General features: G+C 70.6%; 24 protein-coding genes and 1 pseudogene. 17 read left to right on the top strand and 8 right to left on the bottom strand.

Annotated elements, in window-relative coordinates; genetic code table 11:
- Positions 1–99 precede the first annotated feature (99 nt).
- Complete coding sequence (locus AQJ46_RS00695; protein WP_059203687.1) at positions 100–468, bottom strand: VOC family protein; 369 nt, start codon at positions 466–468, stop codon at positions 100–102.
- A gap of 63 nt (positions 469–531) precedes the next feature.
- Here AQJ46_RS00695 and AQJ46_RS00690 point away from each other — a divergent pair, with 63 nt between their 5' ends.
- Both AQJ46_RS00690 and AQJ46_RS00685 read left to right on the top strand, forming a co-directional pair.
- Positions 532–984: a MarR family winged helix-turn-helix transcriptional regulator gene (locus AQJ46_RS00690; RefSeq protein WP_059203686.1), complete on the top strand. Its 453-nt coding sequence runs from the start codon at positions 532–534 to the stop codon at positions 982–984.
- A gap of 659 nt (positions 985–1,643) precedes the next feature.
- Positions 1,644–2,012, top strand: a complete 369-nt coding sequence (locus AQJ46_RS00685) for a VOC family protein (RefSeq protein ID WP_059203685.1) — start codon at positions 1,644–1,646, stop codon at positions 2,010–2,012.
- Positions 2,013–2,447: 435 nt separating this feature from the next.
- Here the strand turns inward: AQJ46_RS00685 and AQJ46_RS00680 are convergent, their stop codons facing one another.
- From AQJ46_RS00680 to AQJ46_RS00670, 3 genes are all read right to left on the bottom strand, one after another.
- Positions 2,448–3,020: an alcohol dehydrogenase catalytic domain-containing protein gene (locus tag AQJ46_RS00680; RefSeq protein ID WP_208616850.1), complete on the bottom strand. Its 573-nt coding sequence runs from the start codon at positions 3,018–3,020 to the stop codon at positions 2,448–2,450.
- 374 nt (positions 3,021–3,394) lie between these two features.
- On the bottom strand, positions 3,395–4,600 hold the full coding sequence (locus AQJ46_RS00675; RefSeq protein ID WP_059203684.1) for an MFS transporter: 1,206 nt from the start codon (positions 4,598–4,600) through the stop codon (positions 3,395–3,397).
- Positions 4,601–4,747: 147 nt separating this feature from the next.
- Positions 4,748–5,707 (bottom strand): LysR family transcriptional regulator, encoded by a 960-nt coding sequence (locus AQJ46_RS00670; protein ID WP_059203683.1) that lies wholly within the window; start codon positions 5,705–5,707, stop codon positions 4,748–4,750.
- A 129-nt stretch (positions 5,708–5,836) separates the two neighbouring features.
- Here AQJ46_RS00670 and AQJ46_RS00665 point away from each other — a divergent pair, with 129 nt between their 5' ends.
- The 12 genes from AQJ46_RS00665 to AQJ46_RS00610 all read left to right on the top strand — a co-directional run bounded on the left by AQJ46_RS00665 (position 5,837) and on the right by AQJ46_RS00610 (position 17,828).
- On the top strand, positions 5,837–6,829 hold the full coding sequence (locus tag AQJ46_RS00665) for a fumarylacetoacetate hydrolase family protein (RefSeq protein WP_059203682.1): 993 nt from the start codon (positions 5,837–5,839) through the stop codon (positions 6,827–6,829).
- Positions 6,808–7,782, top strand: a complete 975-nt coding sequence (locus AQJ46_RS00660) for a cyclase family protein (RefSeq protein ID WP_059203681.1) — start codon at positions 6,808–6,810, stop codon at positions 7,780–7,782. Before AQJ46_RS00665 ends, AQJ46_RS00660 begins: the two co-directional genes overlap by 22 nt.
- Positions 7,783–7,848: 66 nt before the next feature.
- On the top strand, positions 7,849–8,979 hold the full coding sequence (locus AQJ46_RS00655; protein ID WP_059203680.1) for an FAD-dependent oxidoreductase: 1,131 nt from the start codon (positions 7,849–7,851) through the stop codon (positions 8,977–8,979).
- Positions 8,976–10,067, top strand: coding sequence for an amidohydrolase family protein (locus tag AQJ46_RS00650; protein WP_059203679.1), 1,092 nt, complete (start codon positions 8,976–8,978; stop codon positions 10,065–10,067). Before AQJ46_RS00655 ends, AQJ46_RS00650 begins: the two co-directional genes overlap by 4 nt.
- Positions 10,064–11,002, top strand: a complete 939-nt coding sequence (locus AQJ46_RS00645; protein WP_059203678.1) for a VOC family protein — start codon at positions 10,064–10,066, stop codon at positions 11,000–11,002. Before AQJ46_RS00650 ends, AQJ46_RS00645 begins: the two co-directional genes overlap by 4 nt.
- Positions 11,003–11,112: 110 nt before the next feature.
- Positions 11,113–12,072 carry a fumarylacetoacetate hydrolase family protein gene (locus AQJ46_RS00640; RefSeq protein ID WP_059203677.1) on the top strand — a complete coding sequence of 320 codons (960 nt, stop codon included), beginning with the start codon at positions 11,113–11,115 and terminating at the stop codon, positions 12,070–12,072.
- Positions 12,069–12,821, top strand: a complete 753-nt coding sequence (locus tag AQJ46_RS00635) for an SDR family NAD(P)-dependent oxidoreductase (RefSeq protein ID WP_059203676.1) — start codon at positions 12,069–12,071, stop codon at positions 12,819–12,821. Before AQJ46_RS00640 ends, AQJ46_RS00635 begins: the two co-directional genes overlap by 4 nt.
- Positions 12,822–12,864: 43 nt before the next feature.
- Positions 12,865–13,620, top strand: coding sequence for a CoA transferase subunit A (locus AQJ46_RS00630; RefSeq protein WP_059203675.1), 756 nt, complete (start codon positions 12,865–12,867; stop codon positions 13,618–13,620).
- Positions 13,620–14,270 carry a CoA transferase subunit B gene (locus AQJ46_RS00625; RefSeq protein WP_059203674.1) on the top strand — a complete coding sequence of 217 codons (651 nt, stop codon included), beginning with the start codon at positions 13,620–13,622 and terminating at the stop codon, positions 14,268–14,270. Before AQJ46_RS00630 ends, AQJ46_RS00625 begins: the two co-directional genes overlap by 1 nt.
- 38 nt (positions 14,271–14,308) lie before the next feature.
- Positions 14,309–15,289: an ornithine cyclodeaminase family protein gene (locus tag AQJ46_RS00620; RefSeq protein WP_059203673.1), complete on the top strand. Its 981-nt coding sequence runs from the start codon at positions 14,309–14,311 to the stop codon at positions 15,287–15,289.
- Entirely contained in the window at positions 15,286–16,791 is a 1,506-nt protein-coding gene (locus tag AQJ46_RS00615) for an NAD-dependent succinate-semialdehyde dehydrogenase (RefSeq protein ID WP_079072052.1), read from the top strand. Before AQJ46_RS00620 ends, AQJ46_RS00615 begins: the two co-directional genes overlap by 4 nt.
- Before the next feature lie 17 nt (positions 16,792–16,808).
- Positions 16,809–17,828, top strand: coding sequence for a dihydrodipicolinate synthase family protein (locus tag AQJ46_RS00610; RefSeq protein WP_059203672.1), 1,020 nt, complete (start codon positions 16,809–16,811; stop codon positions 17,826–17,828).
- A 141-nt stretch (positions 17,829–17,969) separates the two neighbouring features.
- Here AQJ46_RS00610 and AQJ46_RS00605 read toward each other — a convergent pair whose 3' ends face one another.
- Together AQJ46_RS00605 and AQJ46_RS00600 are read right to left on the bottom strand one after the other, a co-directional pair.
- Complete coding sequence (locus AQJ46_RS00605) at positions 17,970–18,170, bottom strand: ferredoxin reductase domain-containing protein (RefSeq protein ID WP_059203671.1); 201 nt, start codon at positions 18,168–18,170, stop codon at positions 17,970–17,972.
- A gap of 115 nt (positions 18,171–18,285) precedes the next feature.
- On the bottom strand, positions 18,286–19,998 hold the full coding sequence (locus AQJ46_RS00600) for a SulP family inorganic anion transporter (protein WP_059203670.1): 1,713 nt from the start codon (positions 19,996–19,998) through the stop codon (positions 18,286–18,288).
- Between the two features lie 148 nt (positions 19,999–20,146).
- Here AQJ46_RS00600 and AQJ46_RS51555 point away from each other — a divergent pair.
- Positions 20,147–21,028, top strand: a pseudogene (locus AQJ46_RS51555) (universal stress protein).
- A gap of 153 nt (positions 21,029–21,181) precedes the next feature.
- Here AQJ46_RS51555 and AQJ46_RS00595 read toward each other — a convergent pair.
- Both AQJ46_RS00595 and AQJ46_RS00590 read right to left on the bottom strand, forming a co-directional pair.
- Positions 21,182–21,886 (bottom strand): CBS domain-containing protein, encoded by a 705-nt coding sequence (locus tag AQJ46_RS00595; RefSeq protein WP_059203669.1) that lies wholly within the window; start codon positions 21,884–21,886, stop codon positions 21,182–21,184.
- A gap of 38 nt (positions 21,887–21,924) precedes the next feature.
- Positions 21,925–22,389: a Crp/Fnr family transcriptional regulator gene (locus AQJ46_RS00590; protein ID WP_059203668.1), complete on the bottom strand. Its 465-nt coding sequence runs from the start codon at positions 22,387–22,389 to the stop codon at positions 21,925–21,927.
- 264 nt (positions 22,390–22,653) lie between these two features.
- Between AQJ46_RS00590 and AQJ46_RS00585 the strand changes: the two genes are divergently transcribed.
- Together AQJ46_RS00585 and AQJ46_RS00580 are read left to right on the top strand one after the other, a co-directional pair.
- Positions 22,654–23,562 (top strand): universal stress protein, encoded by a 909-nt coding sequence (locus AQJ46_RS00585; RefSeq protein WP_059203667.1) that lies wholly within the window; start codon positions 22,654–22,656, stop codon positions 23,560–23,562.
- A 118-nt stretch (positions 23,563–23,680) separates the two neighbouring features.
- Positions 23,681–24,604, top strand: a complete 924-nt coding sequence (locus AQJ46_RS00580) for a carbamate kinase (RefSeq protein ID WP_059203666.1) — start codon at positions 23,681–23,683, stop codon at positions 24,602–24,604.
- The last annotated feature ends 40 nt before the right edge of the window (positions 24,605–24,644 follow it).

The raw sequence follows: 24,644 nt of genomic DNA, 5'->3' as shown, positions 1-24,644 counted from the left end.
ATCTACTGTCCTGGCGCCTGTACGCGGCTGAGCACTTGGGGTGTATGCCGACAACTCCATCCACCCACCCCCCTCTCAAGCCTTAACCGCGACCGCGATTCAGGCGCGGTCGTGGAGTGTGACCTGGTAGCCGTCGGGGTCGGCGAAGGTGAAGGTCCGACCGAAGGGGCCGTCGATCGGTGCGGAGACGATGGTGTGACCGTCGGCGACGAGCGCGTCGTGGATGGCCTGCACGTCGCTGGCGTGGAGCCAGATCGCGACACCGATACCGGGCTGAGCGACGGATGCGAGGTCGGTGCCGGGAATGACGTCGCGGAGTGCGAACGCGATCGGCTTCGTCTCGAAGACGACGGCGTGCGGAGGTCCGGCCGGCGAGCGGACGAGGCCCAGGTACTGCTCGTAGAACGCCTGCGAAGCGTCGAGGTCGCGCGCTTGGAGCGAGATGAAGTCGGGACCGGTGGCGGGCATGGCGATGCTCCTTCTCTTCGTGTCAGCTTTCTGACACAGGTCAACCTATGTCAGAATGCTGACATGAATCAAGACGGTGTCGACCTTGAGACGTCACTGGGCTACCTGCTGAAAGAGGCGTCGAGCGCGCTCCGCGCGGCCATGGAGGAGGTGCTGCGGCCGCTCGGGATGAACGTGACGCGCTACTCCTGCCTCGAACTGCTGGCTCAACGACCGGGCTTGTCGAACTCCGAGCTCGCACGGGGCGCGTTCGTGACACGGCAGTCGATGAACGTGCTGCTCCAGGCACTGGAACGAGAGGGCTACGTCACCAGGCCTGCCGAGGCACCCGTCGGAAAGGTTCTTCCCACGCGGCTCACGCCTCGCGGACGACGGAGCCTCGAGAAGGCGACCGTAGCGGTCCGGTCCGTCGAGGTCAGAATGCTGGCCGGCATGACCGAGACCGAACAGTCGGACGCGTTCCGGAGCCTGCAGAGCATGATCCATTCCCTGCGGAAGGGCAACGACGGTGCATAGCCCGTTCCCGGGCGCACGTCTCGTCACGCTCGGACGGGAGTGCAGCCGAGCGTGAGAATCCGTGCGGGCGTCCTCGAGCTTCGGTGTGGGAGGCCGCCCCGGGAACATGACCAGGGCGATGTCCCTACCGGCTTCGTGGGGGATTGTTCTACTGCGTCCTTGTGCTGTTGGGCCAGGTGGGGTGGCGCGCTGTCCGGTTGGGCTGCGCTACATCCTGGTCATGCAGACAGCCGCCGCGACATCAGCCTGTGCCGCCGCCGTGCAGGCGGGGAGTGCTCCGCGAACCAGTTGCCGGCTGGTGTCCAATCGCTGGCGAAGCCTCACGTGGGGTTGCGCTCCCACCGTGCTCGGCGTGCGGTGAGAGGGACATGCTCCCGCCCGACTTCCCGCCGTCCGGCGCGGTGACGGACTACCTCCACACCTGGCGCGACGACGGCAACGACCAGACGGAAGAGTGACCTTGTGCCACCCGACTTGTCCCGTGGAAGCTCCGCCATCTTGAAGTGGCTGTCAGCGGGGTGGCCTGACCTCGTTTCGGGTGCTCGTGCTGGTCGTGGGCGGCTGTCTGTGATGTAGATCGTCTGGTACGGCGGTTTGGCGATGAGTTCACCGTCCTCCGACGGTCTACCCAGCAACACGACCGTTTCGACAGGAGCGCCATGTCGACCATCCAGCCAGTGATCTTGACTGCCGACCACGACGTCCTGCTCGGCTTCTATACGAAATTGTTCGGCGCCGAAGAGATCTTCCGCGTGCCGGAGGAAGGCCCGGTCTTCTACCTCGGACTGCGCATCGGCGACACCGACCTCGGGCTGGTGGCCAAGGCGACCCTGGGGGACCGGGAGGCGCCGCGGATCTTGCTCAGCATCGGTGTCGACAACGTCGATGAGACGCTCGGCCGGGTGACGGCGCTGGGCGGCTCGGTCCGCGGCGGCCCCAACGACATGCCGTGGGGACAGCGCGTCGCTCACATCCAGGATCCCGACGGCAACCCGTTGAACCTCACCCAGCCGATCCCGGCTCAGTGACGCTGTTCAGGGGTGCTTGCGCTGGGCCTGGGCTGCCTGCGGTAGGGATCAGTCGATTCCGCCAAGTAGCCCATCGTGGCCGTGTTCGCGAGGATGGGGAAATCCCGGACGAACTCCGAAGCCGCTGCACGTTGTCGCGTATCTCGGTGTTCTTGAGGAGCCGTTCCGTGGCGGCAACCAGGGCTTCGGGGGCGGGGGTGGCGGTCTGCAGGTCGATCCCGAGGCCTGGGTGGGCGAGCCGTGCGAGGTTCGCGGGCTTGTCCTCGGTGACTCCGGCGGCGGTGACCGGCACGCCGGCGGCGAACGCCTGGTGGATGCCAGCCGGCGCCACTGTTGATGTACGCGTCGGCTTTCGGCAGCAGGACGTCGAACGGGATGTACTCGGAGACCCGCGCGTTCGCCGGCGTCGCCCGGGCGGCTGCGTCGACCATGGCCTCAAGCCAGGTTCGAGCGAGCCGGGTGGCATGGGCCCTGATGTCCTCCGGCGCCCCGAAGGCTCGTGAGCACGGCCGCCGCCATGGCGGGCTTGCCGTCGGGGAAGCGGTGGTAGAGGTATGCGGTCAGACCGTTGACGATCAGCGTCTCCGCCTCGTCCGGGTCGATTCCGTCGGGGACCTCGACCAGGTCGGCGCCGGCCAGCAGTGCGGCCGTGGCCCAGCGGCCGGTCTTGGTCAGCGCGGCGACCCGGCGGCCGACGAGGGTGCGGTCCACGCCGGGGTCAACGGCGTCGACGACGCCGACGAGGTCGTATCCGGGCACGAACGGGAACGCGAGCTGGCCGTAGTAGCGGAACCGGCGCATCGCGGTCTCCGCAAGGACACCGCTGTCGACTCGACTCGACTCGACCCGCACCAGCGCCTGGCCGGCCTCGAGTGCCGTCAGCGCCCGCCGCACCAGTTGCAGGCCGCTCGGGGCGACCTTGCCCGGCAGCACCATCTCGGTGGCGGCCGTGGTGCCCTCTGGGCAGTCGGCGTCCAGAGGCTGGTTTCCGAGGTCGGCCTCGACCATGTCGGCCCGGTCCTGGGCATGAAGATGTCCCCGCCGGCCCGGAGCCGCCGGGAACGGCACGCCGGCACTGTGTGCGCCGGTCGGAGCCCTGCTCGCCGACCCGGACGGGTCTATGACCGAACCTGCGCGCCGCCGGGGATCCGACCAAGGTGTGCAAGACACCTGAGAGTGTCGCGCCGGAATTTCACCGACGTCGATTCGGGCGCCTGTAGGAGGGCACGGCGTAGGCCGTCTCGGCGATGCGGGCTTCCGGCAGGTGTCCAGGCCGCCGCGCCGGAATGCGAGGCTGAGCAGCGAGTGACTCGAGCTGCAGAGCGGCGCGGCGATGGTGGGCGGCGTGGGCCCGCCGGATCCCTTCGGAGACCGAACAACAGTTACCGGCGACGCCCGAGCAGCAGCCCTCCGGCGACCAGCGCCGAGGCGAGACCGAGGAGGCCGACGGCGTGGGCCATGCTGCCGGTGGCCGATTCCAGGCCGATCAGGACGAGCGGGCAGATGAACTCGCCCGCGAAGAAGGCGGCCGTCCACAGACCGGTGCCGCGGCCCCGGTCGGCGTAGCTGAGCCTGGACATCGCGATGGTCAGCAGCGAGGGCAACAGCATGCCGGTGCCGAGGCAGTTGAGCACCGCACCGACGATCACGATCACCGGGCTGTTCGCCAGGGCGATCACCACGAAACCGGCCGCGCACAGGGCGAACACCAGGGGCAGCCTACGGTCCGGGCTGCCGGGCAGTCTGGTGAAGGCGATGGAACCGACCACGGTGGCGGCGCTGGCGACCGCGGTGGCCAGGCCGATGACGCCGGTGGACTCCACGCCCAGGTCGTCGAGCAGATAGGACATCTCGACGGGCACCGTGTAGAAGACCATCGCGCCGAACACGGTGAGCGCGCAGATGCCCGCCAGCAGGCGCACGGGGAACGGCCTTCTCTCGCCCGCGAGTTCTTCGGTTTCCGCGGCGCGGGCCGGTCGGGGCTTGGACAGGGTGAGCGCCATGGCGGGGGCCAGCAGCAGGCCCACGGCGTAGATCCAGAAGGGTGCGCGCCAGCCCGCCGAGCCGAGGGCGCCGCCGATGACGAAGAACGCGGTGGCGGAGATGGAGGCGCACATGGTCTGCAGGGCCAGGTAGCGTTCCCGTGTCCGACCGCTGTAGTAGTCGCCGATCAACGTGGTGCAGCAGGTCATGATGGCCGCTTCCGCGATGCCGACCAGCACCCGGCTGATCACGATGGCGCCGAGCGAGTCCAGCCACAGCGGGGCGCTGCCGAGCAGCGCGTACAGAAGCGTCGCCACGACCAGCAGCCGTACCCGGCCGAGGCGGTCCACGATGACGCCCGCGAAAGGGGCGAGCAGGGCGAGCGCGAGTGCGGGGACGGTCAGGACGACCGGGACGAGGGTCTTCACTCCGGGCACGGTCGCGAAGTGGTCCTGCATCTTCGGCAGGACCGGCGCGAGAAGGACGGCGCCCAGCACCGGCAGACAGCTGCCCGCCATCAGGAGCACGGCGCGCAGCGGCCCCGCGCTCTCGGTACTCGGGCGGAGGCTGTCGGCGGGCGCGGGTGGGGAAACGGGTCTGGACATGCCGAACTCCACGGGTGGTGGCAGGGGTGCGGCGCAGAACCGCTGCGGCTTGGCCACACAGCGGGGCACCGGCGCACCGGAGGGGACGCGCCCGGGACAGCGGGCGTCGGGGACTGCCCCGACTATGAGCCAGGCCGCTCCCGGCGACTACCCCTCGCGTGATCGATGTGCCGGATCCTCGCCATCCGTGCCACGGATGGGGCGGGGCTGCATGGCCGACGCCACGCGGGTCGCCGTGTCCCGCAGCCAGATGTGCCCCGCGTCGTGGGTGTGGACCGGGTGCCACCACAGCGCCTCCCGCAGGGGGACGGGCTCGTAGGGCGGCGTCATGATCCGTACCGGGGCGGTGCCGCGCAGGCGTTCGGCGAGGAGTGCCGGGACCAGGGCGATCCGGTGGGTGCCGGCGATCAGGAAGGGCAGCACCGTGAAGCTGTCGACGGAGACGCTCACCCGCGGTTCGATGCCGAGCATGCCGAGCTGGCGGACCGCCGGGGTGTCGTAGGCGCGCAGGTATGTCACCCACGGCAGCCGCGCCAGGTCGTCGAGGGAGAGACGGTCACCCACCTCGGGGTTGTCCTCGGCGACGAGGAAGACCCAGCCGTCCTCGTACAGCTCGGTGACGGAGAAGTCGCTGATGATGCCGTGCGGCATGATCACGCCGTCCAGGGTGCTCAGCACGGCACCGGCCACCTCGGTGATGCCGGGCGGAATCTGGACGAAGCGCATGCGGATGCCGGGCGCCTCACGGTCGAGGATCCGGGTGAGCTCGGCCCCGAAGACGGCCACCGAGTAGTCGCTGACGCCCAGGGAGAATTCGCGGGACTCCGTCGCCGGCTCGAAGTCGGCCTGGCTGGTGAAGAGGCGTTCCAGCAGGTCGCAGACGGTGGAGGTGCGGTCGAGCAGGACCTGGCCGAGGGCCGTCAGCTCGTAGTGGCCGCCGACGCGGTCGAGCAGGTCGTCGTCGAAGTGCCGGCGCAGCCGGGCGAGCGCGCTGCTCATCGCCGGCTGGCTCAGACCGATGCGCCGGCCGGCCCTGGTGACGTTGCGTTCCTCCAGCAGGGCGCGCAGGGCGACGACCAGATTGAGATCAAGGCTTGCCAGGTTCACGGCGGCACTCCAGCGTGCGAAGGCGTCGGCACTATAAGTCGGACGGATGACTGGCATCCAAATAATCGATTTCCCCTATCCCGAATGCTGCGGCCAGATTAGTCCCATCGCAATCAGGAGGACACGTCCGTGAAACCCGCAGCCACGTCCGTCCCTTTCGCCGGACCATTTGCCCTCGGCACCCTGTCCGCCCCTGACGGGGGCCCGTTTCCCGCCCTCGTCACGTCGGACGGCCGCGCCCTCGACCTGCGCACCGCCCTCGGTGAGCACGAGCTGACGATCCGCACGCTCCTCGAACGCTGGGACGAAGCTGTGCCCCGCCTGCACGCCCTCGCGAGGGACGGCAAGGCCGCCTGGAAGCCTCTCGAGGGCCTGCGGGTGCACGCTCCGGTGGAGCCCCGACAGGTCTTCCAGTCAGGTGCGAACTACCGTCAGCACGTGATCGACCTGGAGGTCGCCCACCGCGCCCCAGACGATCCCCGCACCGTCGAGGAGGCCCGCGAGGAGATCGCCGCTCTCATGGACCGGCGGGCGGCCGAGGACCTGCCGTACGTCTTCATCGGCCTGCCCAGCGCGATCACCGGGCCGTACGACGACGTACACCTTCCCGACTGGGCCGAAAAGCCGGACTGGGAACTGGAGTTGGCGGCCGTCATCGGCAAACCCGCCTACCGGGTGTCCACGGACGAGGCGCTGGAGTACGTCGCCGGCTACACCATCGCCAACGACCTCACCGACCGGGCCACCGTCTTCCGCCGAGACATGCCCGCCATCGGCACCGACTGGCTGCGCAGCAAGAACGCCCCCGGTTTCACCCCGCTCGGCCCGTGGATCGTGCCCGCCGAGTCGATCGCCGACCCCGGCGATCTGCGGGTCACGCTCAAACTCAACGGCGACACCATGCAGGACGAGTCCACCAAGGACATGCTCTTCACAGTCGCCAGACTGGTGTCGTACATCTCCCGGACTTCCCAACTCCTGCCCGGCGACCTCGTGTTGACCGGCAGCCCGGCCGGTAACGGCATCCACTGGGGCCGGCTGCTGCGCGACGGCGACGTCATGGACGGGACGATCACCGGGCTCGGCTCCCAGCGCACCCGATGTGTGGCGGAGGCGTCGTGAACCGCCACGATCCCGAGGGCGCGATCGCCGAGGCCGCCAAGACGTACTCCAACTGGGGCCGTTGGGGCGAGGACGACGTCCTCGGCACCCTCAACTTCCTCGACGAGGGCAAGCGGCGCGAGGGCGCGGCCCTGGTGCGGCGGGGCGTGAGTTTCTCGCTGTCGCAGCGGTTCGACATGGACGGCCCGCAGAAGGGCTGGCGGCGCCGCACCAACCCGGTGCACACCATGCTCGACACCGGCACCGACGCCGCCCTCGGCAACCAGGGCTTTCCGCACGGCATCGGCGGCGCCGACGACGTGATCGCGATGCCGCTCCAGTGCTCCACCCAGTGGGACGGCCTGGGGCACATCTTCGACCACGGCAAGGCGTGGAACGGCCGGGCGGCCGAGAAGGTCGTCACCTCCGACGGCGACCTGGTCACCGGCATCGAGCACATGGCGCCGCACGTCGCCGGGCGCGGCGTGCTCCTGGACATCGGACAAGTCCACGGGCAGAACGGCGAGTTGCCCGACGGGTTCGCCGTCACCGAGGAGCACCTCACCCAGGCCGCAGCCGCCCACGGGGTGCGGGTGGGCCGCGGGGACATCGTCGTCGTACGCACCGGACAGCTCAGCCGGGTCCGCCGCGACGGCTGGGGCGACTACGCGGGCGGCGCGGCACCCGGCCTGTCGTTCACCACGGCCGGCTGGCTGCACCGCACGGAGATCGCCGCGATCGCCACCGACACCTGGGGCTTCGAGGTGCGCCCGAACGAGTTCGAGCACGCCTTCCAGCCGCTGCACCAAGTCGTGATCCCCAACATGGGCCTGCTGATCGGCGAGATGTGGGACCTCGACACGCTCGCCGAGGACTGCGCGGCCGACGGCGTGTACGAGTTCTGGCTCACCGCCGCACCCCTCCCGATCACCGGAGCCGTCGGCTCGCCCGTCAACCCGATCGCCGTCAAGTAGCCCTCGCCCGGAGCAACCAGAGGAACACCCTCACCCGGAGCTACCCGAGGAACAAAGGACTTCCCCATGAGAACACCCCGCACCGTCCTGGTCGTCGGCGGCGGATCGGCCGGCAACGCCGTCGCGATCCTGCTGCGCAGGGCCGGACTGACCGTCGACCTCATCGAGGCCAGAGAGGACTGGAACGCCACCGCGGGTTCCGGTATCACCGTGCAGGGCAACGCCCTGCGGGTCCTGCGCGAACTGGGCGTGTGGGAGCAGGTGCGGGCCTCCGGGTTCGGCTTCGGATCGCTCGGCATCACCGGCCCGGACGGCACCGTCCTGCACGTCGTCGAGGACATCCGTACCGGCGGTGACGACCTGCCCGCCACCGTCGGCATGCAGCGCCCGCAGTTGCAGTGCATCCTCATCGATGCCGTCCGGGCGAGCGGCGCCTCGGTGCGCCTGGGCACCCGTGCCGAGAGCTTCGACCAGTCCGCCGACGGCGTGCGGGTGCGTTTCACCGACGGCAGCGAGGGCCGCTACGACCTGGTGATCGCCGCGGACGGCATGGGATCGAGCACACGAGCCGCGATCGGCATCGCCGACCGTCCCGTGCCGACCGGCATGGCCATCTGGCGCATCGCCGCTCCCCGCCCCGAGGGCCTCGAGCGCACCGACCTCGCCTACGGCGGCCCCGCCTACATCGCCGGTTACTGCCCCACCAGCCAGGACACGATCTACGCCTACGCCGTCGAGGGCAACCGCGATCGCGCTTCCATACCCCCCGAGAGCTACGCCGACGAGATGCGTGGCCTCGTGCAGGCGTACGGCGGCCACTGGACCGAGATCGTCAAGCACATCGACGATCCGGCGAAGGTCAACTACACGTGGTACCACCGGCTGCTGGTGGAGGGCTCCTGGCACCGCGGACGGGTCGTGCTGATCGGTGACGCGGCCCACAGCTGCCCGCCCACCCTGGCCCAGGGCGCCGCGATGTCCCTGGAGGACGCGCTGGTCCTCGCCGAGCTGCTCACCGGCACCGACGACTGGGACGACCAGCTGTTCCAGACGTACTACGAGCGCCGTATCGCGCGGGTGCGCCCGGTGGTGGACGCCTCCATGCAGATCGGGCAGTGGCAGCTCGACGGGGTGCACGACGCCGATGTGCCCGGCTTGGTCAACCGCATGTCGACCATGCTCAGGGACCTGCCGTGACCCCCCACCCGCCAACCGGCGACCAACCCACGACGAGCACTGACCCGCACCCCTGGCCAACGGTCGATGTGCACGCCCACGTCCTGCTGCCCGCTATCGAGGCACTGGTCGACGGCTCGCCGGGTCTCGCCGAAGCGAGGGCGCTCGACGCCCGTCGCAACGGACCGGCGGCGCTCGCCGTCAACGGGCCGATGGTGCGTCAGCGGATCCCCCGGCTCACCGACGCCGGGGTACGGCTGGCCGCGATGGACGCCCAGGGCGTCGATGTGCAGCTGGTCAGCCCGTCCCCGTCGCACTACCACCACTGGACGGACGCGGCGACCGCCGACAAGGTGTGCCGACTGGCGAACGAGGGCACAGCTGCCCACTGCTCGGCCGCACGGGACCGTCTCAAAGGGCTGGGCCTGGTCCCGCTGCACCATCCCGACCTGACTGTCCCGGCACTCGAACACGCCCTGGAACAGGGCCTGTTGGGCGTGGAGATCTCCAGCCACGCCCCGGGCCGCGAGCTGTCCGACCCGGCCTACGAGCCCTTCTGGCGGCGGGCCGAGGAAACCGGCGCCGTGCTCTTCCTGCACCCGTTCGGCTGCACCCTCGACGAGCGGCTGGACCGGTGGTACCTGTCCAACACCGTCGGCCAGCCCACCGAGAACGCCGTCGCGCTGTCCCACCTCATCTTCTCCGGGGTCCTCGACCGCCATCCGGGACTGAAACTGATCGCGGCGCACGGCGGCGGCTACCTCCCCACCCACATCGGCCGCGCCGACCACGCCTGGTCCGTCCGCTCCGACGCGGGCACGGACTGCGCCCAGCTGCCCAGCAGCTACCTCAAGCGGTTGTACTTCGACTCCCTCGTCCACGACCCCCACGTCCTGCGCGCGCTCATCGCCGCCGCGGGCGCGGACCGGGTCCTGCTCGGCTCCGACTTCCCCTTCGACATGGGCACCGAGGACCCCGTCGGGGCACTGCGCTCCGCCCACCTGGCCGAAGCCGACTTCCACGCCGTACGCGGGGGCAACGCGGCAGCGCTGCTGCGGCTCGCCCGACCCCCGCGCTCACCTGCCCCCACAGGAGGAAACCCATCATGAGCGCACGTCTGTTGACCCACCTGCGTCACGTCGACCTCGCCGTACCCGACTACGACAAGCAACTCGACTTCTATGCCGGCGTCTGGGGCCTGACCAAGGTCGCCGAGGACTCCGGTATCTCCTTCCTGGCCGCCGAGGGCAGCCCGGAACAGTACGTCGTCCGGCTGCGCAAGGCCGAGGAGAAGCGCCTCGACCTCGTCTCCTACGGCGCCGCGAACCCGGCCGACGTGGACACCCTCGCCGAGCAACTCCTCGCGGGCGGTGTGCAGTTGATCTCCCAGCCGGGCAAGGTCGACACCCCCGGAGGCGGCTACGGCTTCCGCTTCTTCGACGTCGACGGCCGTACGATCGAGGTCTCCGCCGACGTCGAGGCCCGGCAGCACCGCAGGATCGAGGAGAAGGAGTCGATCCCGGTCAGGCTGAGCCACGTCGTCCTCAACTCCCCGGATCTCAACCGCACTCGGGAGTGGTACGAGCGCCACCTCGGCTTCCGCCTGACCGACACGCTCAGTTCGCCGCACATGGGCGAGGTCATGCACTTCATGCGGATCTCCAACCAGCACCACTCGATGGCCGTCGCGCAGGGCCCGCACACCTCCGTGCACCACGTCTCCTTCGAGATGCGCGGCGTCGACGAGTACCTGCGCGGCACCGGACGTCTGCTGCGGGCCGGAGTCCACAAGGTCTGGGGCCCCGGCCGGCACACGGCGGGCGACAACACCTTCACCTACTTCCTCGACCCGCACGGCAACACCGTCGAGTACACGACCGAGCTGGAGGTCGTCGACGAGGACACCTGGCACCCGCATGTCTACGACTTCTCCCAGCCCGACGTCGCCGACCAGTGGGGCACGGCCAACCCCATGAACGAACTCGTCGCCAAGGAGTCGTTCAACGACGTCGACCCCGGCGTGTTCGTCGCCCCGCCGGTCTGACCCCTTCGGTTCCGGGGGCGCGGCACGTCCTGTCCTGAGCTGACTGCCCGCCGCGCCCCCGGTACTTCCCGCCCCCGACAACCCCGTAGCAACAGAGCCTGGAGCCGCACATGCGTTTCACCGCGTACGAGCACCGACACCAGCGCCAGGTCGCCGTCGTCGGCGAGAACGGCCGCCTCCACCCTGTCCCCGGCGAGCGCACACTCACCGAACTGATCACAGCAGGCGCCCTCTTCGAGGCGGGGGCCACGGCCCTCGACACCCCGGCCGGACCGCACGTCTCCCAGGTGCGATTGCTGCCGCCGCTGCGACCGGCCTCCGTACGGGACTTCGTCACCTTCGAGGAGCATGTCGAGGGCGTACGACGCTCGGTCGACGGGGCGAGTGGCGTGCCGGACGCCTGGTACGCGGCGCCGACCTTCTACTTCACCAACCCCCACGCCGTGTTCGGGCCGTACGACGACATTCCCATGCCCCCGGGGTCCCAGGTGCTGGACTTCGAACTCGAGGTCGCCGCCGTCATCGGCCGCGAGGGACGCGACCTCACCCCCGTGCAGGCCCGTGAGCACATCGTCGGCTACACGGTCTTCAACGACTGGTCCGCGCGCGATCTCCAGTCAGCCGAGATGAAGGTCGGTCTCGGCCCCTGCAAGGGCAAGGACACCGCCACGACCCTCGGCCCGTACCTGGTCACCGCCGACGAACTGGAGCCGTACCGGGACGCCGAGGGCTTTCTGCGGCTGGCCCTGACCGCCGAGGTCAACGGGCAGGTGGTCGGCAAGGACCTGCTGTCCAACATGAGCTGGACCTTCGAGGAGATGGTCGCCTACGCCTCCCGTGGCACCCGGGTCGTGCCGGGTGACGTCCTGGGCTCCGGCACCTGCGGGAACGGCGGCTGCCTCGCCGAGCTGTGGGGGCTGCGGGGCGAGCGGACTCCGCCGCCGCTGGGGCCCGGAGACACCGTCTCGCTCACCGTCGAGGGCATCGGCACGCTCACCAACACCGTCGTCCCCGGCGTCGATCCCGTACCCCTGCCGGCCGGCCGGCGCCGCAGCCGGGAGCGGCCATGACGGACCTGTACCCCAAGAGGCTGCTGGGCAAGGTGGTCGTGGTCACCGGCGCGGCTCGCGGCCAGGGTGCCGCCGAGGCCGAGGCACTGACCCGCGAGGGCGCCCGGGTGATCGCCACCGATGTGACCGAGGCACCCGGCTGCCGCCGTCTCGACGTCACCAGCGAGCAGGACTGGGCCAGTCTCGCCGCCGAGTTGAAGGAGGCGTACGGGCAGGTCCACGGCCTGGTCAACAACGCGGGCATCACCTGGCGGGCCCGGCTCGGCGACGTACGCCCCGACGACTTCGACCGCGTCCACGCCGTCAACGTCACCGGCCCGCTGCTCGGCATCCAGCATCTCGCCCCGCTGATGCCGCCCGGCGCCTCGATCGTCAACGTCGGCTCCTCCGCCGCGCTCACCGCCCACTACCCGGTGGCGTACACCGCCAGCAAGTGGGGCCTGCGCGGGCTGTCCCAGACGGCCGCGCTGGAACTCGGACCGAGCGGAATCCGCGTCAACACGATCCACCCCGGCTACATCGAGACCGAGATGACCGCCTCCGCCGCCCCTGCCTTCCGTGAGGCCAACATCCGAGAGACCCCGCTCGGCCGCACCGGCACCGTCGACGAGGTCGCCCCACTGATCGTCTTCCTGCTGTCGGACGAGTCGTCGTTCATCACCGGAGCGGAGATCGCCGTCGACGGCGGCCTCACCGCGCACGGCGGAGTCAAGTCCGTCTCGGACGCCCTGCGACCGGAGACGGCATGACCGACACCCTGGGCCGAGCTGCCACCCGAAAGGACCTTCGCCAGTGAACAAGGTCAGCGCAGGCGCCGCTGAGGCGGTCGCCGACATTCCGGACGGCGCCTCGCTGGCCGTCGGGGGCTTCGGCCTCAGCGGCGTACCCGAAGTACTCGTCCGCGCGCTGTACGCACAGGGCGCGGACGGTCTGAAGGTCGTCTCCAACAACTGCGGAGTCGACGGCCGCGGTCTCGGCGTTCTCCTGGCCGCGGGCCGTATCGCCCGGGTGACCGGCTCCTACGTCGGCGAGAACAAGGAGTTCGCCCGCCAGTACCTGTCGGGGGAACTGGAGGTGGAACTCGTCCCGCAGGGCACGCTCGCCGAGCGGCTGCGGGCGGGCGGGGCGGGCATCCCCGCCTTCTACACCCCGGCCGGCGTGGGCACGCAGGTGGAACGGGGCGGACTGCCCTGGCGGTACACCACCGAGGGCGCGGTCGAACTCGCCTCCCCGCCGAAGGAGACCCGGGAGTTCGCGGGCCGCAGGCATGTCCTGGAGCACGGCATCACCACCGACTTCGCCCTCGTACGGGCCTGGCGCGGCGACCGGCACGGCAACCTCGTCTTCCGTAAGTCCGCCGCCAACTTCAACCCGCTCGCCGCGATGGCCGGCCGCATCACCGTCGCCGAGGTGGAGGAGCTCGTGGAGCCGGGTGAGCTGCGTCCCGACGAGGTGCACCTGCCCGGCGTCTTCGTCCAACGGGTCGTCGCCCTCACCGCTGAAGAGGCGGCCGACAAGCAGCTTGAGAAGAGGACGGTACGTACCTGATGCCCTGGACCCGAGACCAGATGGCGGCCCGCGCCGCCGCCGAACTCACCGACGGCTCCTACGTCAACCTCGGCATCGGCCTGCCGACCCTGATCCCCGGCCATCTGCCGGCCGGCGTTCATGTCGTGCTGCACTCCGAGAACGGCATCCTCGGCACCGGGCCCTACCCCACCGAGGACGAGGTCGACCCCGACCTGATCAACGCCGGCAAGGAGACCGTCACGGTGCTGCCCGGCGCCAGCTTCTTCGACTCCGCGCTGTCCTTCGGGATGATCCGCGGCGGGCACATCGACGCCGCCGTGCTGGGTGCCATGCAGGTGTCGGCCGCGGGCGACCTGGCCAACTGGATGATTCCCGGAAAGATGGTCAAGGGCATGGGCGGCGCCATGGACCTCGTCCACGGCGCCCGGCGCGTCATCGTCCTGATGGACCACACGGCCAAGGACGGCGCCCCCAAGATCGTCGGCGACTGCTCCCTGCCGCTGACCGGCGAGCGGTGCGTCCACCGCATCATCACCGACCTCGGCGTCCTGGACGTCACGCCGACCGGCCTCGCGCTCGTCGAGACGGCACCCGGGGTCACCGTCGAGGACATCCGCGCCCGCACCGGCGCGCCGCTGCACACCGACGCCGTCACGGCCGCCTGCTGATCCCCCCCGTCTCTTCTTCATCCGCACGGAGCCACAAGATGACCGTCTTTCTCACCGACGCCGACGTCCAAGCCGCCTTCGACTGGACCGACGCCATCGCGGCACTGCGCAGCGCCTACGCCGCACCGCCCGACGAGTCCCGCTTCCCGGCCCGCACGATGGCTCGCGGAGACGGCCTGTGGCTGCGCACCCTCAGCGGTGTGCCCGGCGACGGCGGCCCCATGGGGGCCAAGCTGATCGCAGCCTCACCCCGGCATCGGCGCGCCTCGTATCTGATCCCGTTGTTCGACCAGGAGAGCATGGAGCTGACCGCGCTCCTGGACGGCCACTCCATCACCGGGTTCCGTACCGCCGCCACCTCGGCGCTGGCCGCCGACCTGCTGGCCCCCACAGGCCCCCTGCGCGTAGCCGTGATCGGATCCGGGTTCGAGGCGCAGAACCACGTCCGTGCCCTGGCGGCGACACGGAAGCTGTCGTCCGTCACGGTGTTCAGCCCCAACCCGGCCAGCCGCACCCGCTTCACCCGGGAACTCGCCGACCTCGGGCTGCCGCTCGCCACCGCGGAGAGCCCCGAGGCGGCCGTCGCCGCCGCCGACCTGGTGATCTGCGCGGCCCGCTCCCGGGACGAGCAGCCGACCCTGCGGGAGGTCCCGGCCGGCGTCACCGTCGTGTCGATCGGTTCCACCCTTCCCGAGCAGCGCGAACTGGCGACCGAGGTGATCGCCCGCGCCGAGGTGATCGTCGCCGACATGGCGGACGAGGTCGCCGAGGACACGGGAGACCTGATCGCGGCGAGGAGGGCGGGCGTAGACCTCGCCGGGAAGGTGGTCCCGCTCGCCGACGTCGTCTCCGGTCGCGCGCCCGGCCGGCCGGCAAACGACCCGGACGCGGTCGTGATCTACAAGTCCGTCGGCTCGGCGGCGCAGGACCTCGCCGTCGCCGCGATGTGCGTCCGGAGGGCCGCCGAACTGTCCCTGGGCACCGAACTGCCCGTCACCATCTCCCCGGTCTCGAAGTGAGCAACACCGTGAGCAACGCCGTACGCAGAGAACTCGACGATCCGTCCCTGCTGAGGAGCGCCGCATACGTCGACGGCACCTGGATCACCACCGACGCCACCCTCGCCGTGCACAACCCCTCCACCGGCGACCTGCTGGCCGAAGTGCCGCTGCTCGACCAGGCGTTGACCACCGCGGCGATCGATGCGGCGCACCGCGCGCTGCCGGCCTGGCGAGCACACCCGGCCAAGGAGCGGTCCCGGCTGATGCGGCGCTGGTTCGACCTGGTCACCGAGCACGCGCAGGACCTCGCCCGGCTGATCGTCCTGGAGGAGGGCAAGCCGTATGCGGAGGCCGTCGGCGAGGTCGCGTACGCGGCGTCGTTCCTGGAGTGGTTCGCCGAGGAGGCCAAGCGCATCCGCGGTGACATCATGGAGGCGCCGGAAGCCTCGCGCAGGATCGTCGTCCTGAAGGAGCCGGTCGGCGTGTGCGCGGCGATCACCCCGTGGAACTTCCCCGCCGCGATGATCACCCGCAAGGCGGGGCCCGCTCTGGCCGCGGGCTGCACGATGGTCCTCAAGCCCGCCGAGCAGACCCCGCTGACCGCCCTGGCGCTCGCCGAACTCGCCGACCGGGCGGGCATCCCGGCGGGCGTGTTCAACGTGATCACCGGTGATCCGCGCGAGATCGGCCCCGAGCTGACGGGCAACCCACTGGTCCGCAAGATCACCTTCACGGGCTCCACCGAGGTCGGCCGGCTCCTGCTGGCCCAGGCGGCGCGGACCGTGAAGAAGACATCGATGGAGCTGGGCGGCAACGCGCCCGTCCTCGTCTTCGACGACGCCGACCTCGACGAGGCGGTCGAGGGCCTGATCGCCACCAAGTACCGCAACACCGGCCAGGCGTGCATCAGCGCCAACCGCGTCTATGTACAGGACGGGATCCACGACGCGTTCGCGAAGAGACTCGCCGAGCGGGTCGGCGCCCTCGCCGTCGGCGACGGATTCGACGAGGGCGTCCAGCAGGGCCCGCTTATCGACGAGGACGCGGTGGCGAAGGTCGAGTCCCACGTCTCCGACGCCGTCGCCCACGGGGCCGTTGTCCTGCACGGCGGCAGGCGCCACGCACGCGGCGGCCTCTTCTACGAGCCAACCGTGCTGACAGGCGTCACCGCCGACATGGCCGTCACCCGCGAGGAGACCTTCGGCCCGGTGACCCCGTTGGTGCGGTTCACCGACGAGAGCGACGCGGTCCGCATGGCCAACGACACCGAATTCGGCCTCGCCGCCTACCTGTTCGCCAAGGACGCCGAGCGCATCTGGCGCGTCGCCGCCGCCCTGGAGGCCGGCATGGTCGGCATCAACACCGGCCTGATCTCCAACGAGACCGCCCCCTTCGGCGGCATCAAGCAGTCCGGCATCGGCCGCGAGGGCTCGGTCTACGGCCTCGACGAGTTCCTGGAGCTCAAGTACCTCGCCTGGGAAGGCGCGAAGACCCCCACCTCCGCCCACGAACCCATCTGACCTGTGAGGAGCACACCATGGCCCGCTACACCCGCGCCGAAGCCCGCGACTGGGCACGCGAGAACCTCGTCGGAGTCGTCAACTGCACGATCCCGTCCTTCACCGCCGACCTGACGGCGATCAACGAGAGGGCAATCCGCCACGACACCCGCCGCGCCATCGAGCACGGCTTCATGGGCACGCTCGGCGTCTCGGAGGTCTCCATCCAGCTCCCCGAGTACCTGGACTTCCTGCGCATCATCAAAGACGAGGCCGGCGACCGGCTACTGCTCACCCACCACGCCAGCTGGAACAACCTGGAACAGAACATCGAGGCCGTGAAGGGCGCGGAGCAGGCGGGCGCCGAACTGGTGCTGCTGTCGTACCCGCCGAACTTCTACCCCGAGTCCGAGCAGGAGATCTACGACTACACCAAGGCCGTCTGCGACGCGACGAACCTCGGCGTCATGCTCTTCCCGATGTACCTGTGGGGCTTCAGCCCGCGCATCCACCCCTCCGACATCCCCGTACGCCTGATCCGGCGCCTGCTCGACGACTGCCCCAACATCGTCGCCATCAAGGCCGAGGGCGGCTTCCCCAGCATCCAGAGCGTCATCGAGTGCCACCGTCACTTCGGCGACGAGGTCGTCATCTCGATGCCCATCGAGGGGGAGTTGATCCCGCTGTCGCAGATCATGCCCCTCCGGTTCTCCGCCACCAGCGACCACGAGTACTACGGCCCGATGATCCCGCGCGTCTTCCAACTCCTGCGGGAAGGCAAGTACGACGCCGCCGCCGACATCTACTGGCAGCTCCACCCGGCCCGCAAGATCAAGTCGGGGCTCGCCCCGGCCCTGCACGGCGGCGCCTTCATCAACCGCCAGGCATGGAAGTTCCAGGGCTGGCTCCAGGGCTACAACGGCGGCCCCCTGCGCATGCCCACCCAGCGCATCCACGACGCCCAGATGAACGCCCTGCGCAAGGGCCTCGTCGACGCCGGCCTCGAACCGAGCACGGACCCGTTCCGCGAGTTCTTCATCGGCCGCAACCCGGCCTGAGGCCGCCGGGGGCTCGGAGTGAGCGCCGCCCGCGGTGATAAAGGAGACCGTGACGTTCTCAGCCGGCGCTACTACCCGGCCCGGGTCGACCGTTGGACCGCTCGCCGTTCATGTGCCGACCGCGGCTGTCGGCCGTCCACCTCAAGCACCTGGCCATCTGCCTTCCCGCGCGTCGACCGTGCCGGCGACCCGCTTGACGGTGCTCTGCCGCACATCCCCGCTCGGGTCCGAGGACAGGCTGTACTGCCGCAGTCGGCGGACCCCGTCGGCGGGACGCAGCACGCAGGCCCCCGCGCTCGGGGTCCTGGTGCGGCGCTCGACGACGGTCCACTGCCGCCACATCTGCCGGGCTCCACACCCGCGTCCTCCAGCTCCATCCGCGATAACCGACCTGGGTAAGCCGCGACATCAGGCGCCTTGCAAGCGTCGCGCAGTGGAGGACGGCTCACCGGGCCGGCTACTGATCACCGCTCCACGTCCGGTAAGCGGTCACGGCCGTCGGCAGGGTCGGAAAGATCCGATCGCTGCCCACGGTGTCCGTCAAGCCGTACGCCGTCAGGTCGTCCAGCAGGTCCTGCTTGACGCGGGCGAGGGCGAAGACGATGCCGCGGTGCGCGAGCTCGCGGCGGAGTTCGTCGACCGCGTCCAGGGCGGTGATGTCGACCTCCACATTGGCCTCGGTGTTGAGGACGAACCAGCGGACCGGTTCCGTCTGTTCGTCGACGGCGGCCAGGGCCCGGCGGCGGAAGTTCTCGGCGTTGGCGAAGAAGAGTGGGGAGTCGTAACGGTAGACGAGCAGGCCGGGGATGGTGCGGGCCTGCGGGTAGTCGTCGATGTCGTGCATGCCGGCCACGCCGGGCACCAGGCCCTCGACGGCGTCGTGCGGGCGGGCCACCCGGGTGAGCAGTTCGGCCACGGACAGACCGACGGCGACCAGCACGCCGTACAGGATGTCGAGGGCGAGAACCCCTGCCAGGCAGCCGAGCGCCAGGAGGAGTTCCCGGCGGCGGAAGGACGCCAGCCGTCGGAAGCCCGCCAGGTCGATCATGCGGACCGCCGCGTAGACGACGAGCGCGCCGAGGACCGCCGTTGGTGTGCGGGAGAGCAGGGGGCTCAGGAAGAGCAGGACCGACAGGACGGCCGCGCCGGCCACCAGTGAGTACGCCTGGCTGCGACCGCCGGCTGAGGAGGCCAGTGCGGTACGGCTGGCACTGCTGCTGACCGGGAAGCCGTGCAGCGTGCCCGCGCCGAGGTTGGCGGCGCCCAGTGCCAGGAACTCCTGGTTGGGGTCGAGCCCGGAGTCCCCGTCCTCGTGCTTGGTGAAGGCCCGCGCGGTGAGGATGAAATCCGTGTAGCCGACCAGGAGGACGCCCAGGGCGGGGAGCACCAGGTGCGGCAACTCGGTCATGTCCGGCACCGCCACGGTGGGCAGGCCCGAGGGGACGTCGCCGATCACCCTGATGCCGTATCGGCCGTCGAGGTCGAAGGCGGACACGGCGGCCGTGGCGAACACCACGGCGAGCAGCGGACCGGGGAAGGCGCGGAAGAAGTGGGCCACCGTGAAGAGGACCCCGAGCGCCGCGACGGAGAACAACACCGTGGCCACGTGGAGCCGCGGCAAGTGCCCTGCAAAGGACCACAGTTGAGGGAAGAAGGCCGAGCCTGTCGTCCGCACACCAGTGAGTTTGGGGAGCTGGTCCACGATCATGATCAGTGCGACGCCCGCCAGATACCCGATCAGCACCGGTCGGGACAGCAGGTCCGCGACGAAACCGAGCCGCGCCGCCCATGCCACCACGCACAACAGGCCAACTGCGATCGCGAGCGTGGCCGCCAGCGTTGCGTAGCGCGCCGGATCTCCTGCGGCCAACGGACCGACCACGGTCGCCGTCATCAGCGCGGTCGTCGACTCGGGGCCGACCGACAGAAGGCGGGAGGAGCCGAGCAGGGCGTACAGGGCGAGCGCGGGCAGGATCGCCCACAGTCCTGCGACCGGCGGCAGGCCGGCTACGCCCGCGTATGCCATCACCTGGGGCACGAGATACGCGGCCACCGTCACTCCGGCCAGGACGTCGCCCTTCAGCCATGAGCGCCGATAGCCGAGCAGCGCAGCGAGCCCGGGCATGAGACGGCGCCACATGCGAGCACTGCCGACCGAGCTCTGGGACATGATCCTCCTCGGGCCGAAGGATCTCATGATTCTCCTGGGCCTTGGGCGGCCGCGAGATGCCTAACGGCCCGCGGGTGCGCCGCTGCTTCCGCAGACCGGATCCTCGCTTCTTTAGCGGTTCTCCGGGCCCTGTGATGGCGCGGACGGCATCGGCAACGTCACCCTGGGCCTCGACGGCTCGTCCGAGAGCCGCGCCGCCGCCGAGTGGGCGGTCCGCGAGGCGAACCTGCGCGGACTGCCACTGCGGCTGGTGCACGTCTGGGCACCCCGCCCGGAGCCCATGGCGCAGAACCCGCTCCTGGGGGCCGAGACGCAAGCGCACTGGAGCGAGCGCATTCCGCGTGAGACGGCCGAGGGACTGCGCCTGCGCCATCCCGGCGTGCACGGTGGACATGGGGCAGATTCCCGGCAGGCCGGCGGATGCTTTGGCCGTGGCGGCGAAGGGCGCCGAGGTGCTGGTCCTCGGCTCGCGCGGGCTGAGCGGGATCGGGGGATCCCTCGTGGGATCCGTGGGCATGGCGGTGATCGCGGGCACGGAGACCCCCGTAGTCCTGGTGCGGGCCGGAGAGCAGGCAGCCGGCGAGCACGAGGGGGATCCCGCGGGCATCCCGTCCGCCGCGACCGCGTACCGGCCCGTGGTGCTCGGCCTCGACACCAGCCGCACAGACGACACGGTGCTCGCTTTCGCCTTCGAGGAGGCCGCCCGCCGCGGTACCTCGCTGAGGGTCGTGCACGGCTGGAACCCTCCGCCCTACTCCGCCCACGGCCTGCCCGCTCGGCCGACAGGAGGCCGCCGCGCTGACCGAGGTGCTGCGCCCCTGGCGGCAGAAGTACCCGGACGTCGAAGTCCTCGAGGAGTCCCGGTCCGGAAGCCCTGCCCATCACGTCATCGACGCCTCCCGCGACGCATCGCTGGTCGTCCGTCGGCCGCCGGATCCGCCGCAGCCCGATCGGCGTCCACATCGGATCCGTCACGCACGCGGTCCTGCACCACGCCACCGCCCCCGTCGCCGTGGTCGCGCACGACTGAACGCATCCTTCGAAGGAGTCGAGAACACTCAGCTCCTCAAGGCGGCTACGCGCAGCCGGGGTGGTCGCCGTACGGTGGGTGCGCCCTGGACGAGGACGTGCGCGACGCCGTCAGTACTGCGCCGCGATGCCGCAACCTTCCCTCGCGGGGCGTTCACGACGGTGCGGCGTCCTCGCTGGGACGCGACGGGACAGGGGCCGCCTCAGAGGAACGGCTGTGCGCGGAGACATTGAACTCCACGTCCACGACCCCCTCGACGGCGCGGATCAGCCGTGCTGCCACGGGCACCAGGGACGCATCCCGGAGACGACCGCTGAGCGTCACGACACCGTCCCGTACCGCGACGCGGGCGGATGACGCCGGAGTGGGGAAGAGGTACGACACCACCTCGCGACGGACCTCCTCCGCGATGTCCTCGTCCTCGCGGAGGAACACCTTCAGCAGGTCGGCGCGGCTGACGATGCCCTGCAGCATGCCCAGGTCGTCGACGACGGGCAGCCTCTTGACCTTCTCGTGCGCCATGGTCCGTGCGGCCTGGGCGAGCGTCGCGTTCGCGTGGACGGTGAGGGCCGGCGAGGTCATCAGTTCCCCCGCGGTCACCGCGCCGGCCTTCGCGAGGTCGGACAGTCGGCGCAGCTGGGTGTAGCGGTCGGGGTCGCTGTCGCGGAACTCCTCCTTGGGCAGCAGGTCGGCCTCGGACACCACCCCGACGACGCGGCCCTCGCCCTCCAGGACGGGCAGGGCGCTGACCTTCCAGTCGTGCATCATCCGCACGATCTCCTTGAAGGAGGCGCCCCGGCCGATGGCGGCGACGGTCTGGGTCATCACGTCGCTGACGATGTGCGGTGTGCCGTGCATGACGCCTCCTTCGGCACTGTCACTTCGACTCGGCGCGCTCACAGGAGGCTGCCGCTGCCGTAGGGGGCGTACAGGTCCAGCAGCCGGGTGCGGGACGAGCGCAGGCGGTGGGCGAGGACGGCCCCCACCCACTGGGCGACGCTCGCGCCGAGCGCGGGGTCGTCCCGGCACATCGAGCGGACTGCGGTGGCGTCGAACTCGTAGGCGCGCACCGGGCTGGTCGCCTCGGCGCCCAGATGCCAGCTGTGCGGGGCGAACAGCCAGGACCAGCCGAGGAGTTGGTTGTGGTCGAGGGTCTCGATGACGGCCGCGCGGCGGCCGGGCACATGCATGTCGAGGGCGACGGTGCCGGTACGGATGATCCAGAACCGATCCGCTTTGCCGCCTTCCTCGAAGAGGCGGGTGCCCTGAGGGAACGACACCTCCCGGGCGAAGCACATCAACCGATGACGGTGCTCGGCCGGCAGCGCCTGCATCATGCCGGCCGTGGCGGGAGCGTTCATGACGTGCCTCCAGTCAGGGCGTACGAACCTGCCATGTCCAGCGTGTCCCCGTGCCTGCTCCTGGGCCATGGGCCACCCGGCCCCATCGCCGGGCCGTCCGGTACCCCGTGAGAGCCCTTGGGCCCCTTGGCCGGGAACAAGCCCGGCGGTTCGATGAAGACGAGGGACAACCCGTTGGAAGGGGGTGCGCGCACAGCGGCGCCACATTCCGCGCCGGGCTCGACCCGGAAGAGCACACAGGCTCAAACGGAGGAGGCAGGCAGCATGCTGCAGCACGTCACCGCAGGAGTCGACGGTTCCACCGAGAGCCTCGCGGCCGCACACTGGGCGGCCCGGGAAGCCCTGCGTCGCGGAGCCGCGTTGAGGCTGGTGCACGCGTGGACCTGGCATTCCCGTCCGGCCGCCTCCGTACCCATGGGCACGAGTGAGCGCGAGTGGGCCCAGCAGACCCTGGACCGAGCGTCCGGCAGCGTCCGGGCCGCACACCCCGGGCTGCGGATCGTCGGGCAGTTGGTGTCCGGCTCCGCGGTCGACGCCCTGCTCGCCGCGCCCGGGGAGGCGGAGTTGCTGGTGCTGGGCTCCCGTGGGCTCGGCGGTGTCGCGGGCTTCCTGGTCGGATCCGTGTCCCAGCGGGTCGTGGCCAGGTCGGTCCGCCCCGTGGTGCTCGTCCGGGCGGGCGAGGCCGCCGCCGACGAACACCTTCCGGCGTCCGACGGTGTCTCGCCGGAGGAGATTCCCGGGACCCCGTACCGCGATGTCGTCCTGGGGCTGGACACCCGGCACCCCTGCGACGAGCTGATCGAGTTCGCCTTCGAGTTCGCCGGGTGCTACGGCGCCGCACTGCACGTGATCCAGGCCTTCAGCGTTCCCTCGGCCGACGGTGGCGACCTGCACGCGGCCACAGGGGCCGGGCCGGAGCTACTGGCGGCACAGGAACGCACCGTCGTCTCGACGCTGCGTCCGTGGTGCGAGAAGTTCCCCGAGATCTCCGTGACCGAGACCGTCTCCGAAGGCAGGGCGGCCACCGCACTGGTGCGCGCCTCGGCCGGTGCTTCCCTCGTCGTGGTGGGGCGCCGCGTCCGGGACGGTCACCTCGGCACGCACATCGGCCCGGTGACGCACGCTGCACTGCACCATGTCGGCTGCCCTGTCGCCGTCGTACCGCACGCCTGAACCGGTTCCCACGGTGCTCCGATCCGCACCGCCCGACCACCGCAACCGTCCGAACCGGGCACTGCTCGACACCTGCGGCCTCGACGGGCCGGAGCTCGCCACACTGGAGGACTGAACCGTGCGTATCGTCATCGCCCGCGGCGGCAACGCCCTGCTGCGCCGGGGTGATCGCCCCGACGCGGCCGTACAGCAGGCGAACATCGACCGGGTGGCCACCGCCGTCGCCGCCCTCGCCCTCGAACACGAGATCGTCATCACTCATGGCAACGAGCCGCAGATCGGCCTGCTCGCCATGGAGAGCGCGGCCGACCCGGTCCTGACCGCCCCCTTCCCGCTCGACCTGCTCGGCGCCCAGACCGAGGGCCTGATCGGCTCGCTGCTGGTCCGGGCCCTGCACGACACGCTCCCCGGACGCAAGATCGCCGCACTGGTCACCCACACCCTGGTACGGGGCGACGATCCGGCGTTCGCACGGCCCGCGAAGCGCGTCGGCCCCGTGTATCCCCGGGACGTCGCCCACTCCCTCGCGCGAAGGCGCGGCTGGCACATCGCCAAGGACACCACCGGGTGGCGCCAGGTCGTCGCCTCACCCGCGCCCGAGGGGATCGTGGAGACCGAGACCATCCATGACCTGCTCGCCTGCGGCGCGCTGGTCATCTGCGCCGGCGGCGGGGGCGTTCCCGTCACCGCCGACCACGACACCGGCGCGCTGACCGGCGTCGAGGCGGTCGTCGACAAGGACCTCACGGCCGCCCTGCTCGCCGAGGAACTCAAGGCCGACTTCCTGCTGATCCTCACCGACGTGCCGAACGTCTACGCCGACTACGGCACCAGGCACCAGCAGTCCGTCCTCGACGTCACCCCCGACGATCTGCGGCGCGGCGGCTTCTGCGAGGACTCGATGGGCCCCAAGACGGAGGCCGCCGCCCGGTTCGTCGAACGCACAGGTGGTCTGGCCGCCATCGGCGCCCTCGACGCCGCGTACGAGATCGTCCACGGGCGGTCGGGGACCCTCGTGCGCTCTGACCTGACCGTCGGCTGAGAGCCGCCGGGCGAAGGGGTGGGACGCTGGAACGGTCCCC

Origin of the sequence: Streptomyces canus, assembly GCF_001514145.1 — a bacterium.
Taxonomy (GTDB): Bacteria; Actinomycetota; Actinomycetes; order Streptomycetales; family Streptomycetaceae; genus Streptomyces; species Streptomyces canus.
The sequence above is the reverse complement of the archived record's forward strand: the minus strand, read 5'-3'. Positions and strand labels throughout refer to the sequence as shown.

Coding starts and splice junctions, on each gene's coding strand:
- AQJ46_RS00695 (WP_059203687.1), bottom strand. CDS start 468: ATGCCCGCCACCGGTCCCGACTTCATCTCGCTCCAAGCGCGCGACCTC.
- AQJ46_RS00690 (WP_059203686.1), top strand. CDS start 532: ATGAATCAAGACGGTGTCGACCTTGAGACGTCACTGGGCTACCTGCTG.
- AQJ46_RS00685 (WP_059203685.1), top strand. CDS start 1,644: ATGTCGACCATCCAGCCAGTGATCTTGACTGCCGACCACGACGTCCTG.
- AQJ46_RS00680 (WP_208616850.1), bottom strand. CDS start 3,020: ATGGTCGAGGCCGACCTCGGAAACCAGCCTCTGGACGCCGACTGCCCA.
- AQJ46_RS00675 (WP_059203684.1), bottom strand. CDS start 4,600: ATGTCCAGACCCGTTTCCCCACCCGCGCCCGCCGACAGCCTCCGCCCG.
- AQJ46_RS00660 (WP_059203681.1), top strand. CDS start 6,808: ATGTGTGGCGGAGGCGTCGTGAACCGCCACGATCCCGAGGGCGCGATC.
- AQJ46_RS00655 (WP_059203680.1), top strand. CDS start 7,849: ATGAGAACACCCCGCACCGTCCTGGTCGTCGGCGGCGGATCGGCCGGC.
- AQJ46_RS00645 (WP_059203678.1), top strand. CDS start 10,064: ATGAGCGCACGTCTGTTGACCCACCTGCGTCACGTCGACCTCGCCGTA.
- AQJ46_RS00640 (WP_059203677.1), top strand. CDS start 11,113: ATGCGTTTCACCGCGTACGAGCACCGACACCAGCGCCAGGTCGCCGTC.
- AQJ46_RS00635 (WP_059203676.1), top strand. CDS start 12,069: ATGACGGACCTGTACCCCAAGAGGCTGCTGGGCAAGGTGGTCGTGGTC.
- AQJ46_RS00625 (WP_059203674.1), top strand. CDS start 13,620: ATGCCCTGGACCCGAGACCAGATGGCGGCCCGCGCCGCCGCCGAACTC.
- AQJ46_RS00620 (WP_059203673.1), top strand. CDS start 14,309: ATGACCGTCTTTCTCACCGACGCCGACGTCCAAGCCGCCTTCGACTGG.
- AQJ46_RS00610 (WP_059203672.1), top strand. CDS start 16,809: ATGGCCCGCTACACCCGCGCCGAAGCCCGCGACTGGGCACGCGAGAAC.
- AQJ46_RS00605 (WP_059203671.1), bottom strand. CDS start 18,170: ATGTGGCGGCAGTGGACCGTCGTCGAGCGCCGCACCAGGACCCCGAGC.
- AQJ46_RS00600 (WP_059203670.1), bottom strand. CDS start 19,998: ATGTCCCAGAGCTCGGTCGGCAGTGCTCGCATGTGGCGCCGTCTCATG.
- AQJ46_RS00595 (WP_059203669.1), bottom strand. CDS start 21,886: ATGCACGGCACACCGCACATCGTCAGCGACGTGATGACCCAGACCGTC.
- AQJ46_RS00590 (WP_059203668.1), bottom strand. CDS start 22,389: ATGAACGCTCCCGCCACGGCCGGCATGATGCAGGCGCTGCCGGCCGAG.
- AQJ46_RS00585 (WP_059203667.1), top strand. CDS start 22,654: ATGCTGCAGCACGTCACCGCAGGAGTCGACGGTTCCACCGAGAGCCTC.